We start from the raw sequence: 16,271 nt of genomic DNA, 5'->3' as shown, positions 1-16,271 counted from the left end.
AGAATTCGTTTAAGCGCAAATCACCTTTACGCCATTAGATTCAATTTGAGCTTTTTGCTCTTTTGTTAAGCCTTGATCGGTCACCAGCACATCAATGGCATCCCACGCTAATTCTAGATTAGGAATTTTTCGGCCAATTTTCTCGGATTCAATCATGACGATCACTTCGCGAGCGACTTCGGCCATCACATTACTTAGGCCAATTAACTCGTTAAACGTCGTTGTACCGCGAGCTAAGTCGACGCCATCTGCACCGATAAACAACTGGTCAAAATCGTAAGAACGCAGAACGGATTCGGCAACCTTGCCTTGGAAAGACTCGGAATGGGCATCCCAAGTACCACCGGTCATCAGCAGAGTAGGTTCGTTTTCCAGCTCGTTGATCGCATTAGCAAGAGAAAGAGAGTTGGTCATCACAACCAATCCTTTTTTATTCCCCAAGCGAGAAACCAAAGCGCCGGTTGTGCTACCGCAGTCGATCACAATACGGTAGTGATCGTTAATTAAAGCGACAGCGGCTTCGGCGATCTTATCTTTCGTTTCAGAGGTAGCGACTGACTCATTCAGTATTTCGTCCACCGCCTCTTGTGGAAGCGAAACCGCACCGCCATAGCGACGTAGCAGCTGACCGTTTTTCTCAAGCGAAGTAAGGTCTTTTCGAATTGTCACCTCAGAGGTATCGAAGAGTGCCGATAGCTCTTCAACACTGACTTCACCACGCTCTTGTACAAGCTGGGCAATAGAATGACGTCTAACCTGAGTATTACGTTTTCTCACTTTAACTTTCGCTTCAAAACTTAACTAATGCGAAAATTATTTCACAACGTAAGTTATACCGCAAGGAATTGACTGTATTATTTCTAAGACACGGTTTGACTGGTGTTTATTTGAACAAAAAAGTTTCGTTTCAAAACTTAAAGATAAGAAAAGATGAAAATTGACGCGAAGGATAAGAAAGGAGTTACAAAAAGCCCCAAGCGGATTAAGCATTGGGGCGATTATCAATCAGACAAGTGGGTTGTCTCGGCAAAGTGTGCTCACCATTTCGGTGATAGCAAGGATGATGGTAGATTTCACTCGTTGGTAGTGACGCTCTAAAAACATCTCCAGCATCACTTCGTCAAGGCCAGCGGTCATACTGTCGTCGTATTCGATCGGCATCATCTTTTGAATGGCACTGATTTTATTCAGCTCGAATAAAACGTCGACTTCAGTAAAGCTGACCTTGTTTTCTTGGTGCTTTGTCCACTCTCTCAAGGTGACAAAAATATCGATGTCATCGAACACTTCTTTAGATATGACGCCAAGACCGAGGAGCAGTTTAGCGCGAACTAGAATGTCACCTAAAGGACCATCACTGGTGAGAAGGGGATCGACAACATACTTCACTGCATAGTCGTCTTTATGAAAAATACTATTGATAAGAGTATCCAGAGTGTCGTCTATAGCATCATAAGCGGCCATAAGACACTCACTCGCGTCCTTAGCTTCGGACAGAGCTTCTAATAGTTCAGTTTCATTGGGCGGGTGCAGTGGCATAACATCTCTTAAAACAAAGGGTGCCACTTGCGTGGCACCAACAGCTTGAATCATTTGAGCGCTAAATACGCTTCGTGCGCTAGTGTAACAATTTCTGAGTCAACATTCAGCTCTGAATAGTGAGCCAATGTTTTTTCGAATCCTTGTTCTGCAAACATAGCTTGAAGCTCAACCGCTTGTGGGTCATCGTCGTTTTTGTAAAGGAATGCTGCAGCGATACCTTTAAGTAGATGACCATTCGGCAATCCATATTCTAGCGTACCGTTAAGAGGCTTAATCAAGCGATCTTGTGGACTTAGCTTACGAATAGGCTGACGACCAACACGGTCAACTTCATCGCGTAGGTATGGGTTTGCAAAACGACCTAGAATCTTTTGAATGTATTTAGCGTGTGCATCCGCATCAAAACCGTAGCGACGGATCAATACTTCACCACTCTCTTGCATTGCTGCAGTGACATCTGCACGGATTGCTTCATCTTCAATAGAATCTTTAATGGTTTCGTGACCCGCTAGTACACCAAGGTAAGCTGTGATCAGGTGCCCTGTGTTAAGCGTGAAAAGTTTACGCTCAACGAATGCCATTAGGTTATCAGTGCATTCCATGCCTTTAATTGCCGGGATGTCACCTACAAACTGAGTTTGATCGACGATCCACTCGCTAAACGTTTCAACCGTTACCGCTAGTGGATCCGTTTCACCTTCTTCTGCCGGCGGTACGATACGGTCTACTGCAGAATCAACGAAGCCAATGTTTGCCTCAGCAAACGCTTGAACATCGTCTGAAAGGTGCTCAAAAATCATCGCTTTTAGCTGGCTAGTGCCGCGTACCATGTTCTCGCATGCATGATGTTAAGGGGCGCTGTATTGCCATTCGCTGCGCGCTTTTCAATACCTTGTGCGACAGACTTAGAGATGATCTTCAATACTGTCGGACCGACTGCTGTCGTAACCAACTCTACGTTAGCGATAAGGTCGATAATGTCGCTGCTGGTCGAGTTAACTGCAGTGACGTTTGTCACTTCTTCGACTACTACATCTTCACCAACAATTTTTACCGGGTAGGACTGACGTTCAATCAGAGCGTTAACTACGGTTTCGTTGACATCAGCAAATGTTACGTGAATGCCTGCATCTGCAAGTAGTTTTCCGATAAAGCCACGACCGATATTACCTGCGCCAAAATGTAATGCTTTCATAAGACGTCTTCCTAAATAACTCATTAAAAAAAGAAAAAGAAAAAATCAAAAATGAGACCAACAAGGGGGCTGTTGGTCTCGTTTCACTTAGGAGCTATGACTCAAAGCCAAGGTGATCATCACCATTTCTGCTACTTACCACTTAGGATGCGAAGGACATCTTCAGCATCAGTGGTAGACTTCAAACATTCGACAGCTTCGTCGTCATCAAGTGAATTCGTAATCGCCGTGATAACTTGAATATGTTCATCACCTTGCGCCGCGATACCAATCACCATCTTAGCGACATCATCTTCGTCTTCGCCCCACTGAACACCTTCAGGGAACTGACAGAACACAATGCCTGTCTTTTTAACGAATTGTTTTGCTTCAATAGTGCCGTGAGGTACTGCAATCGACTCACCTAGGTAAGTAGAAACCAACTCTTCACGAGCCAACATGCCTTCAACATATTGCGGTTCTACATAACCAAGTTTTACGAGTTGCTCACCAGCAAACTTGATAACTTCTTCTTTGGTCTTCACTTCCATGCCCAAGAAGATATTTTCATTTGATAGCTTAAGCGTTCCTTCTTCATTGCTTGAGCTAGTGTCTGCTGGTGCTTCAGGCTTTTTTGGCTCTGCACCCGCTTGTTGTGCATTAACTAAATCTGCTACTAGACCATCGTACAAGGCACCGTCTAGGAAGTTGCCTAGTGAAATGTGGTGTGCATCTGCTGCGTGAGTACGAGCACGGTCAGTCAAGTCTTTGTGAGTGATGACAATGTCAGCGCCAGCAGGTAGGTTGTTAATCGCTAGGTTAGTCACTTCAATGCCAAGGCCTGCCGCTTCTACTTTTTTACGAAGCATGCTTGCACCCATTGCACTTGAACCCATACCTGCGTCACAAGCAACGATAATTTTGCGTACTTTTGCTAGGTCTAGTTCACCGCCTTGACCTTTAGAAGCTGCCTTCATGTCTGCCATTTGGCTTGCTGCTTTCTCTAGTGACTCTTCTTCATCATCTTGCTTAGATGTTTTCATTAGTAGCGAAGCTACGAAGAAGGTAACCGTTGCTGAAGCAATCACTGATAGAATCACACCGATGAAAGAAGATTTAGGTGTCATCAGTAGTACCGCAAAGATTGAACCAGGTGATGCTGGAGATACTAGACCTGCATCAAACATGGTTAGTGTGAACACACCAGTCATACCACCAGCGATAACCGCAATGATTAGACGTGGGTTCATCAATACGTATGGGAAGTAAATTTCGTGGATACCACCAAAGAAGTGGATAATCGCTGCACCCGGTGCTGATTGCTTAGCGTTGCCACGACCGAAGAACATGTAAGCAAGTAGTAGACCTAGACCAGGACCTGGGTTTGCTTCAATCAAGAAGAAGATAGATTTACCCATCTCTTCTGCTTGTTGAATGCCTAGTGGCGAGAAGATACCGTGGTTGATTGCGTTATTTAGGAATAGGATTTTCGCAGGTTCAACAAAGATAGAGGTTAGAGGCAGAAGACCTGCGTTAACCATCATGCCAACACCAGCTGCTAGCGCAGTTGATAGCACTTTTACAGCAGGACCAATCACAAGGAAAGCAAGGATGGCACAAAGCATACCTACGATACCGGCAGAGAAGTTGTTCACCAACATCTCGAAGCCGCTCTTCACTTTACCTTCAACCGCTTGGTCAAACTTCTTGATCGCTAGACCACCAAGAGGACCAACAATCATTGCACCCATGAACATCGGGATGTCTGTACCGACAATCACACCCATTGTGGTGATTGCACCAACGACAGCACCGCGATCGCCTGCTACCATTTTACCACCGGTGTAACCGATAAGTAGCGGTAGAAGGTAGGTGATCATAGGACCCACCATTGCGGCTAGAGTTTCATTTGGAATCCAACCAGTAGGAATAAATAGTGCCGTAATCAAACCCCAAGCGATAAATGCACCAATATTTGGCATCACCATGTTGGAGAGGAAACGACCAAAGTTTTGTACTTTGATTTTTGCTTCAGGAGATAGCATAAGGTCATCCTCGTTATTAGAATATGTGTCCAATGGACCAAAAATGTTTATTCAAAAGTCCATTAAAAAGTAACACAGGATTTCAAAAAGTCAGCATAGCGTCACTTTTTGTGACCACGGTCACGCACAAGAGCCTACCGACCATTTTTAGTGGTGATTTAGATCACATAAATTGAGCGTTGATAAATTACACGGCAATTTAAATGAGAATAGCTCTCATCTAACATTGATTAATATCACACTTTACTTCAAAGACACCCCTAAATAGTTAGTGATCATGGTCACGTTATGGATAAATCACTCCACATACACCTATTCAACGGAGCTATTTCAGACTACAAACCGAACAACAACTAACCATAATAGTATTGGAATGTAATTAAATTACATCTTTGAAGTTTTAATTTCACAAGACTTCTGACAAAGTAGAGCGATTAAAAAAACGTGAAAATAAAGAGGACATCACAATGTTCAAGGCACTACTGTTCGATATGGACGGACTTATCTTTGATACCGAGACGGTATATAAAGCGAGCTGGCAATATGCAGCGACAAAGATGGGTTACGAGTTAACGGATGAGTTCTATCAGGGCTTTATTGGTGTTCAAGACCCTGACTGTGAAAGAATGCTTGTAGAGCACTTTGATTCGGGATTTAACCTCACCAACTATAAAGCAATTCGAGACGCCCATTACCATGAAGCGCGCCAAACAGGTATTGCGTTTAAAGAAGGGTTTCATGACTTATTTACAGAAGCCAAGGCACAACAGCTCAAGATCGCTCTCGTTACCTCATCACACTTACCAGAAACCAAGCTGAACTTTGGTGATACTGACTACCTTAGCCAGTTTGACCTTATTATCACTGCAGAAGATGTAGACAATGGAAAGCCTCAACCCGATTGCTACATCATGGCGTATGGAAAGCTCGGACTTGAAGCACAAGATTGCTTAGTACTTGAAGACTCAAATAACGGTATGCGTTCAGGGAAAGCCGCAGGTTGTCATGCGGCAATGATTCCCGATATTGTCCCGCCACACCAAGATGTTGCCGAAAGTGCCGACTATATCTTTGAGTCCCTAAACCAAGTGACAGAACTACTGAAATCACAGCAGTGACCCCATAAATAACAAAGCCCTGATCTGTCAAGACAGCTCAGGGCTTTTTATATATTGCGACACTAACTAGCTAACGATGAAAGGAGCACTTGCCGCATTAAGTGGGAAAATCTCAAAGTCTGCCAAGCCATTTATTAGCTCAATGGTTGTTGCATCTTTATCGGTAAACACTCTGCTCGTCAGAACTTGCTCACCACCATTCACAAAGATCTCAAGCGAAGACTCATCGGATAAAATACGCAATGCCACTTTGTCACTGGTTAAAGCCACTTCACGCTGAGTATCCCCTTCGCGAATCAAAGTATGTGTTCTATCAAGAAGCAGTGTATGAGTTGCTTCATCCAATCGAATCGACACATACTGATCATCTTTAGCATGCAATCTCAGCTCACTTCCCCAGTCTAACTCAACACTCATATCAAACGCTTTGTTGTTGAGTTGCTGATAGCGCTCGTTATCGAGGGTGAACCACTGCTTGTCTTGATACAAGCTCTCGATCTCCGCAATTGGCATTTGGATCAAGCGTCCATCTTTATTGCTCAGTTCACGTAGCGCGGTTAATTGGTGCAACCAACCGTTGTCCGTCGAAGGATGGTTGATTTCATCTGGAAGACCCATCCAGCCAGAGAGGACGCGTCGGCCATCTGCGGTTAACAGGGTTTGCGGTGCGTAAAAATCAAAACCTTTATCGAGATTGCCAAATTCCGACAAGGTAATTTTGCCATCAATATCTAACTGGGCTTTCGCAAAACCGTTATGATGAGGAATCGTATGAAGCGCACTCTCCGATTCAATGCCCTGCGGCCCAACAACAGCAAAATGTTCGCCGCCGAGTTCAAACAGATCTGGACACTCCCACATATAACCAAAGTCGCCCATCTCATCGCCACACAAGGCCACAAACTCCCAGCTATGGAGATCCTGCGAACGATACACAGCCAATCGACCTTTGAGATCTGTGGTTTGCGCACCGAGTAACATCAGCCAATGATCGCCATGTCGAACAATTTTTGGATCGCGAATATGTGGTGTGACGCCATCAGGTAGCTCAGGAATAACAGGGCCCAGTTTTTTGAAATGGATACCGTCATCAGAGACCGCCAAGCACTGAGTAGTATGACGATCTCGCTGATTACCAATTCGAGTGTTACCTGTATAAAACAGCATCAGCTGTTCACCCTGACTCAGCGCATGCCCCGAGAATACCCCGTGACTATCGAACCAATCCGACGGTGTCAGTGCCAATGGTTGCCAGTCCCAATTGACCAAATCACGACTCGTCAGGTGCGCCCAGTATTTGTCTTTGTGGACACAGTCATGTGGATACCACTGGTAGAAAAGGTGATATTGCCCTTGGTGATAAATAAAGCCATTCGGATCATTCAACAACCCTCTCGGAGGCGAAACGTGCCAAGTAGGGCGATGTTCACAAGCTGCTGGCTGACTTGCATCGACCGCAAGAAGCTTTTGTTGCTCCGCAATCACAGCACCTAGCTCAAGCAAGCTCGTCTCATCAAAATGTTCAGGCATAGAAAAAGTGAGCTGCGGCCTACCCAGCACCTCCTCTAAACTATAGGGTGGCAAAGAGTCATGAATAAGTGCTAGGTCATTAACTTCAATCACCAACTGTTTGTTGGGGTATAACACACGCGTGATGTTGGCTTGACCACCGAGCATTGTTACAAGATCGCTAACTGAGAACATGTTGGCTTATCACCTTAATACTGAGAATTCTTTTTTGGGAACGTTTGCAATACTAGTTATAAAACAGGACTGATACAAGCGTATTCAAGGTGAGTGACTCGTTTTGTGACCTGAAACACGTCTCGCCTCCGCCTAGTATTGATGCAAATATCAGAGCTTAGAGGCGATTAAAACGGTTGGTAAGAAACGAAACTAGCAGGTTTCGCGGTCAATTGTTTGGAAGGTAAGGACAATCTTGCTCATGCTCGCTGGCTCGCCACTAAGCAAATCCATCAGTAGCTTCGCGGCACTTTCACCAGCTTTATCAAAAGGATAGTTAAAAGTAGAAATACTTGGTGACGACACAGAGCCAAGCTCATCATTGCCAACACCGAGTACTTTGATATCTGATCCTGCCGTCAAACCGACTTCTTGAATCGCCTTTACCGCACCAATCGCAATTCGGTCGGTTGCACAAAACAAACCATCCAAATTAGCATGCTCAGCCAATAGCTGTTTCGCTTGCTGATAGCCCGACTCAATCGTAAATTCGCCGCGGCTATGAAACAATGGCTCACCTTTGCGCTTAAATTGCAGCGCCTGCTCAAGCCCCTGATAACGAAGCTTATCGACCGCAATATCTGAACTGTCCACTCCAATAAAGCCAATATCGCTACAACCCGATGATATTAAACGATTTCCTGCCTCAAAGCCTACCCTAAAATCATCATGAACAATACTTGGAATGTTAAACAGTGAGCCATCCTGACCCACCAGCACGACAGGTGCAACGGATTGCAAAATGACCTCAACCAACTCTTCGTCTAAATGAGTAGCATACAAAATGATGCCCTCAACCCGCTTTTGGTTAAAGAGACGAATGAACTCTATTTCTTTTTGAAAAGATTGCTGCGTACTGGCAAGCAATACCTGCTTACCGGCATTGTCAAATACACGACTTAATCCGTCCACCCCTTGCGAGGTGGCACTTGACGCAACCCTTGGGACAATCACGCCAATGAGGTTGGTCTTTTGTGACTTAAGCTCTTTCGCCACTAGGTTTGTTTGATATCCCAGTTCATCAATGGCCTTTTGAACCTTATCTTTTGTCGCTTGTTTTACCCCATATTCGTTGTTCACAACTCGAGAAACAGTGGATTTGGATACGCCAGCCAATTTAGCGACATCATGTAAGCTTGCCATGGGGTAAATGTCCGATATTTATGGGAATGATTGCAAAGAATATCATGAAAATTGCCCTCTAGATAAGCCAATCAGCCCATCAACGACTTGCTTATTGCTCTATTTCGGCCAAAACTCTTACAGAGCGCACACTCTTGTCGAGCCTTACGTCACAAGAGATGATCACAGTCACATTGTGGTACTTAAACTTTTGACACTGATTCGCACATGCTTATGATTCGATCTTGCAAAACGTTCCCAAAAAATATTTTCAACACACTTTATTGAGAACAGCATTAAATAATAACGTACAAAATGTAACCGGAGCTCGTTATGAATTATCCAGTCATAGCCAAACAACTACTCGCGCTGCTTGGGGGAAAGGACAACCTCTCTGCCTTGGCACATTGCGCTACTCGCTTACGCCTTGCTGTAAAAGACGAATCGCTGATCCAAGAAAAAGCCATCGACGATTTAGAAGGTGTGAAAGGACAATTTAAAGTCGCTGGTCAATATCAGATCATTTTTGGCTCTGGCATTGTCAACCAAGTTCATGCAGAGCTTGCCAAGCTGACAGGTATGTCTGAGATGTCGACTAGGGATGTAGCATCAGCGGGTGCTCAGAAACAAAACTGGTTGCAGCAAGCAGTTAAAGGCTTGTCAGACATTTTTGTACCTATCATTCCCGCTATCGTAGCCGGCGGTCTTTTGATGGGTATCTTCAACCTACTGACTGCACAAGGCTTGTTCATTGAAGGTCAATCAATCATTGAAGCTAATCCAGGTCTTGCTGACCTGGCAAGTATGATTAACACCTTTGCAAACGCGCCATTTGTTTACTTACCTGTTTTGCTCGCATTCTCAGCTTCAAAGAAATTTGGCGGTAACCCGTTCCTTGGCGCAGCCCTTGGTATGCTGATGGTTCACCCAGATCTTCTTAACGGCTGGGGTTTTGGCGGCGCAGCCGTATCAGGTACGATCCCAACGTGGAACATCTTGGGCTTTGAGATCCAAAAAGTTGGTTACCAAGGCTCTGTGTTACCTGTACTCGTCTCCGCGTTTATTCTTGCTAAAGTAGAAAATGGCCTGCGCAAGTTTATCCCATCTGTTTTGGATAACTTGCTAACACCAATGCTAGCCATCTTTATCACAGGTTTCCTAACCTTTACGGTTGTCGGTCCATTCACTCGTGATATTGGCTTCCTGCTTGGTGATGGCCTGAACTGGCTATACGACTCAGCTGGTTTTGTTGGTGGCGCACTATTTGGCTTTATCTACGCACCGTTTGTTATTACTGGTATGCACCACAGCTTTATTGCAATCGAAACCCAGCTTCTGGCGGACATCGCGATCACAGGTGGTACGTTCATCTTCCCTATTGCTGCAATGTCAAACGTTGCACAAGGTGCGGCAGCGCTCGCAGTTGGCTTCACCACCAAGGATGTCAAGCTTAAAGGGATTGCGATGCCTTCTGGCGTGACTGCCCTACTAGGTATCACAGAGCCAGCGATGTTTGGTGTGAACCTAAAACTGCGCTACCCGTTCATTGCAGCAATCATCGGTGCGGCCATCTCAAGTGCTTTCATCACTATGTTCAACGTGAAAGCTCAAGCACTTGGCGCTGCTGGTCTGCCAGGTATCATCTCGATTCGTCCAGAGAACATCGGCTACTACATCGCAGGTATGGCTATTTCATTCGCTGTCGCGTTTGGTCTAACGATTGTTCTTGGTATGCGTAACAAGCAAGCCGCTGGTAACCAAGCCGAAGCTTCTGCTTAATCATCCCTTTTTGCCCTGATATACCCCCTACTAATCCAAAGGCTCACTATTTGTGAGCCTTTTCATTTTCATCCCACCAGCGTTCTTGACCATTCACCTTAAGTTCACTAAGTAACACCTTTTCGCCAATCTTTGGACATAAGAAATCGACTCCTAAGCGCCTAGCTTCTTGCTCTGCTCTAAGCAGTGGTTCATTCCAAACATGATAAGACAGGTCAAACGTCGTGTTATGGATTGGCAGCATCACTCGACCCCGTACATCCAAGTGCGCCTGAACGCTTTGCTCTGGAAACATATGGATGTCAGCCCAATTCTCATCGTAGGCTCCGGTTTCCATTAGCGTCAGGTCAAAAGGACCGTAACGCTCACCGATCTGTTTAAACCCGCCGAAATACCCCGAGTCACCACTGAAATAGATGTTAGATTTTTGCCCTAGAATCGCCCAGCTTCCCCACAACGAACTGTCGCGCTGTTTAAACGAACGCCCAGAAAAATGCTGAGTTGGCGCAAATGCAAATCGAACACCACTTATGTTCATCGACTGCCACCAATCAAACTCAAAAATCTTGTTATCTGGCACGCCCCACTCTAACAAATGACTCGCTACACATTTCGGCACCAAGAACACCCCTACATTATCGTGAAGCTGTTTGATGGTTTGCTTATCTAGGTGGTCGTAGTGGTCATGGCTTATCAAACATACATCGACGAATGGCAACTCATTCAGCGAAATCGGTAAGTCGTGATAGCGCTTGGGGCCAGCCCACTCTAACGGAGAAGCTCGGTTGCTCAATACTGGGTCAGTTAAGATAGTCACCTTGTCGACTTTCATAAGTACCGAAGAGTGCCCTAATCGATAAACACAATCGCGAGTCTCAACGTTGACTGAGTCAGGACACATCGTTTCGACAGGAATTGTGGGAGTTTGAAAATTGAGGATTTTATCGAGATTTAGATAGGAACGTAGCGTGGTAATCGTATCTTTAAACGTCGGATTATAAAGGGTTTCGGAGTTGGTAAAGCGTTGAGGCGCAGTGTTATTAATCTTAGTGTTATTGAGCTTGGTGTCCGAGAAAAGTGGCAACAGTCGAGTTTTAACATTCCTGGATAGCGACGCTGGCATAGTGAGCTTCCTATTGAGTCATTGTCCTCCTCCAGTGTTGCGGGTTTAAGTGACACTTCAATGCCAGTTTGACGAAAGCTATATGTCGATAACATGAAGAAACTGACACATTTAATGCCACAAGCTTGGGTTCAACCTTTGCAGCAAATGAATCAAAAGTACTAGTCCCTAAGAGGCACTTCGCACTTTATGCAACTTAACTTATAGGACTACCGACACCGTGCTAGCATCGCTCGATATTTAGTCTATTTTAGAGTTCGAAATGGGAAAGCCCGCCGCGCGAATCGGTGACCATCACCAGTGTCCAGAAACCACAGCTAAAGTCTCCCACATCGGAGGTCCCGTTGCGGCTGGCTCATCCAGTATCACCATCAATGGTATGCCTGCCGCCCGTAAAGGCGATAAGCTGATTTGCGTTGGTCCACCAGACACGATTAAAGAAGGCTCGTCTTCCGTATTTATCGATGGTAAACCTGCAGCACGTATGGGAGATGGAACCGCGCATGGTGGGCAGATTGTCGCGGGCAGCGGAAATGTCTTCATCGGCAATGCCGGCAAATCACCTGCAGCTTCATCACGTTCTGGTAGTAAAGCTAAGGCATCTGAATCTAAACAGAGCGAGTCTAAATCCGAGTCGTCATCAAACTTTTCATCTCAAAACAGTTCATCACAAAGCGGTTCATCGCAAAACAGTGGCAATGCTTCTAAGGCTGAAAGCAGCGCACCGCAATCTAATAGCGCACAGGATCAAATAAACACTGCAACTAACTCGCAGAACGAGCCTGAAGAGGTCGCTCTGCCTATTTCAATTATCCCGATCCGTTATGCGTACGACACCGAGTTTCTCGCCAATCCACCCCCTGCGCCATATGCGCAAGATAAGCTTAATAAAGTGTTGCCTAAAGTTACCCGTCAACTCCGAGATGGCTGGGTCTATGTGTTTGACGAAACCACTAAAGAACTCAAAGAACATCAGATAAAAGGCGCTGTCATAAGTAACGGTGGTATTCAATATCCTGAAGGCAAGGCACTAAGTCTCGCGTTTTCCCTGTTTCAATGGACACCGCGAATCAAAAACACGCTCAGAGAACAGGCTCATCTTAGAACTCGTTTTATGCGTCAGATCCGCTGTCAGCAAGCCCCTCAAAAGCACACCAGCAACGAAGAAGGTTTAGATTCACTCGCGGATAATCATGTAGAACATCAATTCGCTCACAGCTCGTCTTCCTCATCGGGACAATCTGAGCACCCACTGAATCATGTAAAACCCGCCTTCGACTCAGCACAGTGGTTAGCCAATGCAACAACCCCAGACAAGCTAGTCGTTGCACTTGATGACCCTTATTCTGATCTTCAAGACCTGGCCTACCCTATTCTTCACCATGTTCGAGATTATTTGATGATCACTGAAGGAGATGAAGAGACACAACACAAGCTATTGATGGCTGGAATCGTGCGCAACCTTGCTCGGGTCCAGATAGACGAAAAACACTGGCCATCAAAGGTGACCCAAGAGAACTATGTCCTGTTTGAACAAGATCTGCATGAGTATCTCGTAGCACTCGATGTGGAAACCATGGCTAAGCAGGTCAAAAACACTCACCTCGCCAACACCATGAGACACGGCAATCAACATTCAGAAAAAGCGCGAGAGAAACTTTTAAGCAATTGGGGTTATCGACCAAGCGGTGATATCCACGAGCAATGGGCTCAAAAGAAATCACTCAACAAATACGTTGACTGGTCAAGGCTCGATGCTTTTTCTACCCAGTTAGATCAGCAACTCGATCGAGTGGATGCGCAATTGGGACTCAGTATTGATCTCCTATGCGCACTCATTCGAGATCTCGACGACGATCCTATTTCTTTGGGGCTCGACAACGAAACTAAACAAGGTGTCGACCAGTATCTCGACCTTATGGATCTTGTGGTCACAACGTTAAAAACAGGCTCAGAGCATCGAGAAAAGAGCCAATCGGCAGTCAATCGTTTATTGAGTGAACGCACGATACTTGCCTACGCTCCTTATGGAGGCAGTAAAGCACTCGCTCAAGCCATAGCACGAGATTTTAACCACGATGCTGATTTCGCTGGTATGTCTCGCTTCTCGGATCTTCTTGGCGTTACCAACAACTTCAGCACTTGGGTCGAACAGCCTGACGTCAGAGAGCAGCACTGGTTTAGTATTCTCGATGAGCATTCTAAAAAAGTTATGCAGGCAATCACCTCCTCCGTTGTCGATTCGACGTCAGGTGCTTTTGACCGGATTTTACTCACCCTTTTCCCAATGACATCAAGTACTGGTTCTCAGCCTAAACGACTGTTACTAATGTCTCTTTGGGGAGCGACCGTTAATCGCTTTACTCTTAAAATCAACCGCGACTATATTCAAGCCTCACAAACAGCGCGCCAACAACTGCGCGATATCATCGAGCACAAAAAACGCCTATACGATGAAAAAATCATGAGCCGAAAACGCTATCATCAACGTGCCCTCGAACTGCTAAATCTACAAAAGCGATTTGCGAAGACACTACAAAGCACTGACTTCATCACCATAGTCAACAACGACCGAAGTACTCAGTTTAGGACTGAGGTGAGTAGCAAGTCGAGCAGTATGTGCAAGCTACCTACAATAACGCCAAGGAGAACTTGGTTCACTCCGCTAAATCTGTTGGCGGCTTGAACGCCGGAATTGCATTGCTCAATCTATTTAATTTACAGGTAGCGTTAGATACGTTGCGATCACTGCCAGAAGAATCAAAAGAATATAGAAAGGCGTGGGAAGATTTAGGAGTGAGCTTTTTATGGACACTCTCAGCTATTGGGGCTACTGCGGAGAGCGCTGCTAAATATGTGTTAACTCAAGGAGAGGGGAGGACATTGTTACTTTCGAACTTGTCTTCTGCAATAAGAGACTCACATAACACATCAAACAGCTTGGTAACCAAACGTCTAATAAGTGGATGCATACTCGGAACTGTAACTGGATCCTTAGCTAGTGGCATGGATGCTTATCGAGACTTTAGCGCGTCATTTGATCCATCTAATTCTTTACTAATGCAAACCCTGCTGTTAATTCGAGGGGCTGCATTTGCCTCTCAAAGTTTTTCCTACAGCTGGATTTTATACCGCCTCACGGTCTTGGGAACTCCTATATCACTTTTACATGCAGGATTTGTAAGCACCATAATATTCTGGAGTTCTCTTGTTATACTGGTCATATTTGTATTAATTTACTGGCTAACAAAAACACCTATCGAGAAATGGATATTTAATGGATATTGGGGCAGCAGCCATTACAAAAGAGCTATATAAGTGAAATAAAAGAGTATGAGTCCATAGCTCTCCAGCCTCATGTTTCAATACAGGACATAGTTTATAAAACCTACATTGAAGATAGTAGCCACCTTGGAGAGGTACCAATAAAGCCTGAGTATTACTTAGTTCAAGTACTAACCACCGGTCAAAACCATATAATTTCTCTGTCCAAACATGTTAAAGGAGTAAATTCCCATTCAGCTGAAATCTACCCAGAAAAGAGTATGAATCACAAACAAACTCATTACCTTAAGGTATATTCGAAATTGAACAAAGTTTCTTTTCAATTAGGTTTAGAGGGTAGAGAAGACATTTATTACACTGTAACTATAAATAATAACAGAGGTGTTTCCATGATAATTAAAGATAAACCGACATTATCTAATGACGACATATTAATAGTGGATAGAGAAAACTAAAATGATCCTTGATGAACATACTAATCCGAAGATAGACTCACCACAATTATATGCATGGACAACAACTCCGCCAAGAAGAAGGCTGGAATTAATAGGAGAATTAGCTTTTCTCATAGTATTTATAATTATAGGTATTTTCATTGCATTAGAAGACCATGATTACGCTATTTTCTACGGTATAGCTTTCTCTAGCTGGGGAGCGCTTCTAGTATACTTTTTACATCACGTAATAAATCAACCTAAGACGTATGATTTTAATATAACTAGTCACGGTATAAATGCCACCGTAAACGAAAACATTCCAAATGGAATTTATACTACAACTCGCATCTTGGCTCGTGCAGGTATCGTAATATGTATTGTAGCGCTCTTTACAGTTGGTCCCATGGCATTTATAGGTGGGGCTGCATTTTCACTGTTAGCTCCTAGATACAGTAAATTGCACAAAACTCCCAGACAGTTCTCTTTCCCACTACATCAATATATAGACTTTCGCCTGTATCGACAGGAGTGGCGAATTTCCACCCACCCAATTATCCCTTAGAGAGAGATTGGCAAGTACATTCAGCCTACCGCTGCCCTCAAGAACTATTTATCGAACCCAAAAAACTATACCAACTCATCACTTATCTAAAGATCAATTGTAATATTATCACTGCCAAGGAGGTTCATAGTTTCAAAGATGTCACTTGGTTCATCAGCCGAAGTGAAATAGAAGAGCTAAACAAAAGAACTTGCTGCACAAAACCAAAACACCCTCCTAGCAATGCGTAGCAATCATCACGGCCAAAAGTCAAAGTGATAACTCTCAACTTTCGCTATCCATGACCTCGTGACTCAGCGTTAGCATGGATAGCGAAACAGAAACTAAGCTTACTTCGCAAA

11 protein-coding genes and 1 pseudogene are annotated in these 16,271 nt (G+C 44.6%); 5 read left to right on the top strand and 7 right to left on the bottom strand.

The genetic code is table 11. From position 1 onward, the window contains the following. Positions 1–9: 9 nt before the first annotated feature. From TZ48_RS12875 to TZ48_RS12860, 4 genes and pseudogenes are all read right to left on the bottom strand, one after another. Positions 10–777, bottom strand: a complete 768-nt coding sequence (locus TZ48_RS12875; RefSeq protein WP_112479450.1) for a DeoR/GlpR family DNA-binding transcription regulator — start codon at positions 775–777, stop codon at positions 10–12. Between the two features lie 228 nt (positions 778–1,005). Further along, positions 1,006–1,539, bottom strand: coding sequence for an MltR family transcriptional regulator (locus TZ48_RS12870; protein ID WP_112479534.1), 534 nt, complete (start codon positions 1,537–1,539; stop codon positions 1,006–1,008). 50 nt (positions 1,540–1,589) lie between these two features. Next, positions 1,590–2,737, bottom strand: a pseudogene (locus tag TZ48_RS12865) (mannitol-1-phosphate 5-dehydrogenase). Positions 2,738–2,868: 131 nt separating this feature from the next. Continuing rightward, entirely contained in the window at positions 2,869–4,761 is a 1,893-nt protein-coding gene (locus TZ48_RS12860) for a PTS mannitol transporter subunit IICBA (protein WP_112479449.1), read from the bottom strand. Positions 4,762–5,228: 467 nt separating this feature from the next. Here TZ48_RS12860 and TZ48_RS12855 point away from each other — a divergent pair, with 467 nt between their 5' ends. Next, positions 5,229–5,879, top strand: a complete 651-nt coding sequence (locus TZ48_RS12855) for an HAD family hydrolase (RefSeq protein ID WP_112479448.1) — start codon at positions 5,229–5,231, stop codon at positions 5,877–5,879. Positions 5,880–5,945: 66 nt separating this feature from the next. On the opposite strand, the gene TZ48_RS12850 is transcribed toward TZ48_RS12855, so the two are convergent. Together TZ48_RS12850 and TZ48_RS12845 are read right to left on the bottom strand one after the other, a co-directional pair. Beyond that, on the bottom strand, positions 5,946–7,583 hold the full coding sequence (locus TZ48_RS12850) for a glycoside hydrolase family 32 protein (protein ID WP_112479447.1): 1,638 nt from the start codon (positions 7,581–7,583) through the stop codon (positions 5,946–5,948). Positions 7,584–7,775: 192 nt separating this feature from the next. Further along, a complete protein-coding gene (locus tag TZ48_RS12845; protein WP_112479446.1) occupies positions 7,776–8,765 on the bottom strand; it encodes a LacI family DNA-binding transcriptional regulator in 990 nt (329 codons plus the stop codon). 312 nt (positions 8,766–9,077) lie between these two features. Here TZ48_RS12845 and TZ48_RS12840 point away from each other — a divergent pair, with 312 nt between their 5' ends. After that, entirely contained in the window at positions 9,078–10,523 is a 1,446-nt protein-coding gene (locus TZ48_RS12840) for a sucrose-specific PTS transporter subunit IIBC (protein WP_112479445.1), read from the top strand. A 46-nt stretch (positions 10,524–10,569) separates the two neighbouring features. Here TZ48_RS12840 and TZ48_RS12835 read toward each other — a convergent pair whose 3' ends face one another. Continuing rightward, positions 10,570–11,646 carry an MBL fold metallo-hydrolase gene (locus TZ48_RS12835; protein ID WP_112479444.1) on the bottom strand — a complete coding sequence of 359 codons (1,077 nt, stop codon included), beginning with the start codon at positions 11,644–11,646 and terminating at the stop codon, positions 10,570–10,572. A 262-nt stretch (positions 11,647–11,908) separates the two neighbouring features. Between TZ48_RS12835 and TZ48_RS12830 the strand changes: the two genes are divergently transcribed. The 3 genes from TZ48_RS12830 (at position 11,909) to TZ48_RS12815 (ending at position 15,930) form a co-directional block, all read left to right on the top strand. Next, positions 11,909–14,332: a PAAR domain-containing protein gene (locus TZ48_RS12830; protein WP_112479443.1), complete on the top strand. Its 2,424-nt coding sequence runs from the start codon at positions 11,909–11,911 to the stop codon at positions 14,330–14,332. Beyond that, positions 14,299–14,964: a hypothetical protein gene (locus TZ48_RS12825; protein ID WP_162674571.1), complete on the top strand. Its 666-nt coding sequence runs from the start codon at positions 14,299–14,301 to the stop codon at positions 14,962–14,964. Before TZ48_RS12830 ends, TZ48_RS12825 begins: the two co-directional genes overlap by 34 nt. Before the next feature lie 423 nt (positions 14,965–15,387). Next, positions 15,388–15,930, top strand: coding sequence for a hypothetical protein (locus TZ48_RS12815; RefSeq protein ID WP_112479440.1), 543 nt, complete (start codon positions 15,388–15,390; stop codon positions 15,928–15,930). Positions 15,931–16,271: the final 341 nt, after the last annotated feature.

It is taken from the genome of Vibrio variabilis (assembly GCF_003263785.1).
Lineage (GTDB): Bacteria > Pseudomonadota > Gammaproteobacteria > Enterobacterales > Vibrionaceae > Vibrio > Vibrio variabilis.
This window is presented reverse-complemented; position numbering and strand designations above follow the sequence as displayed.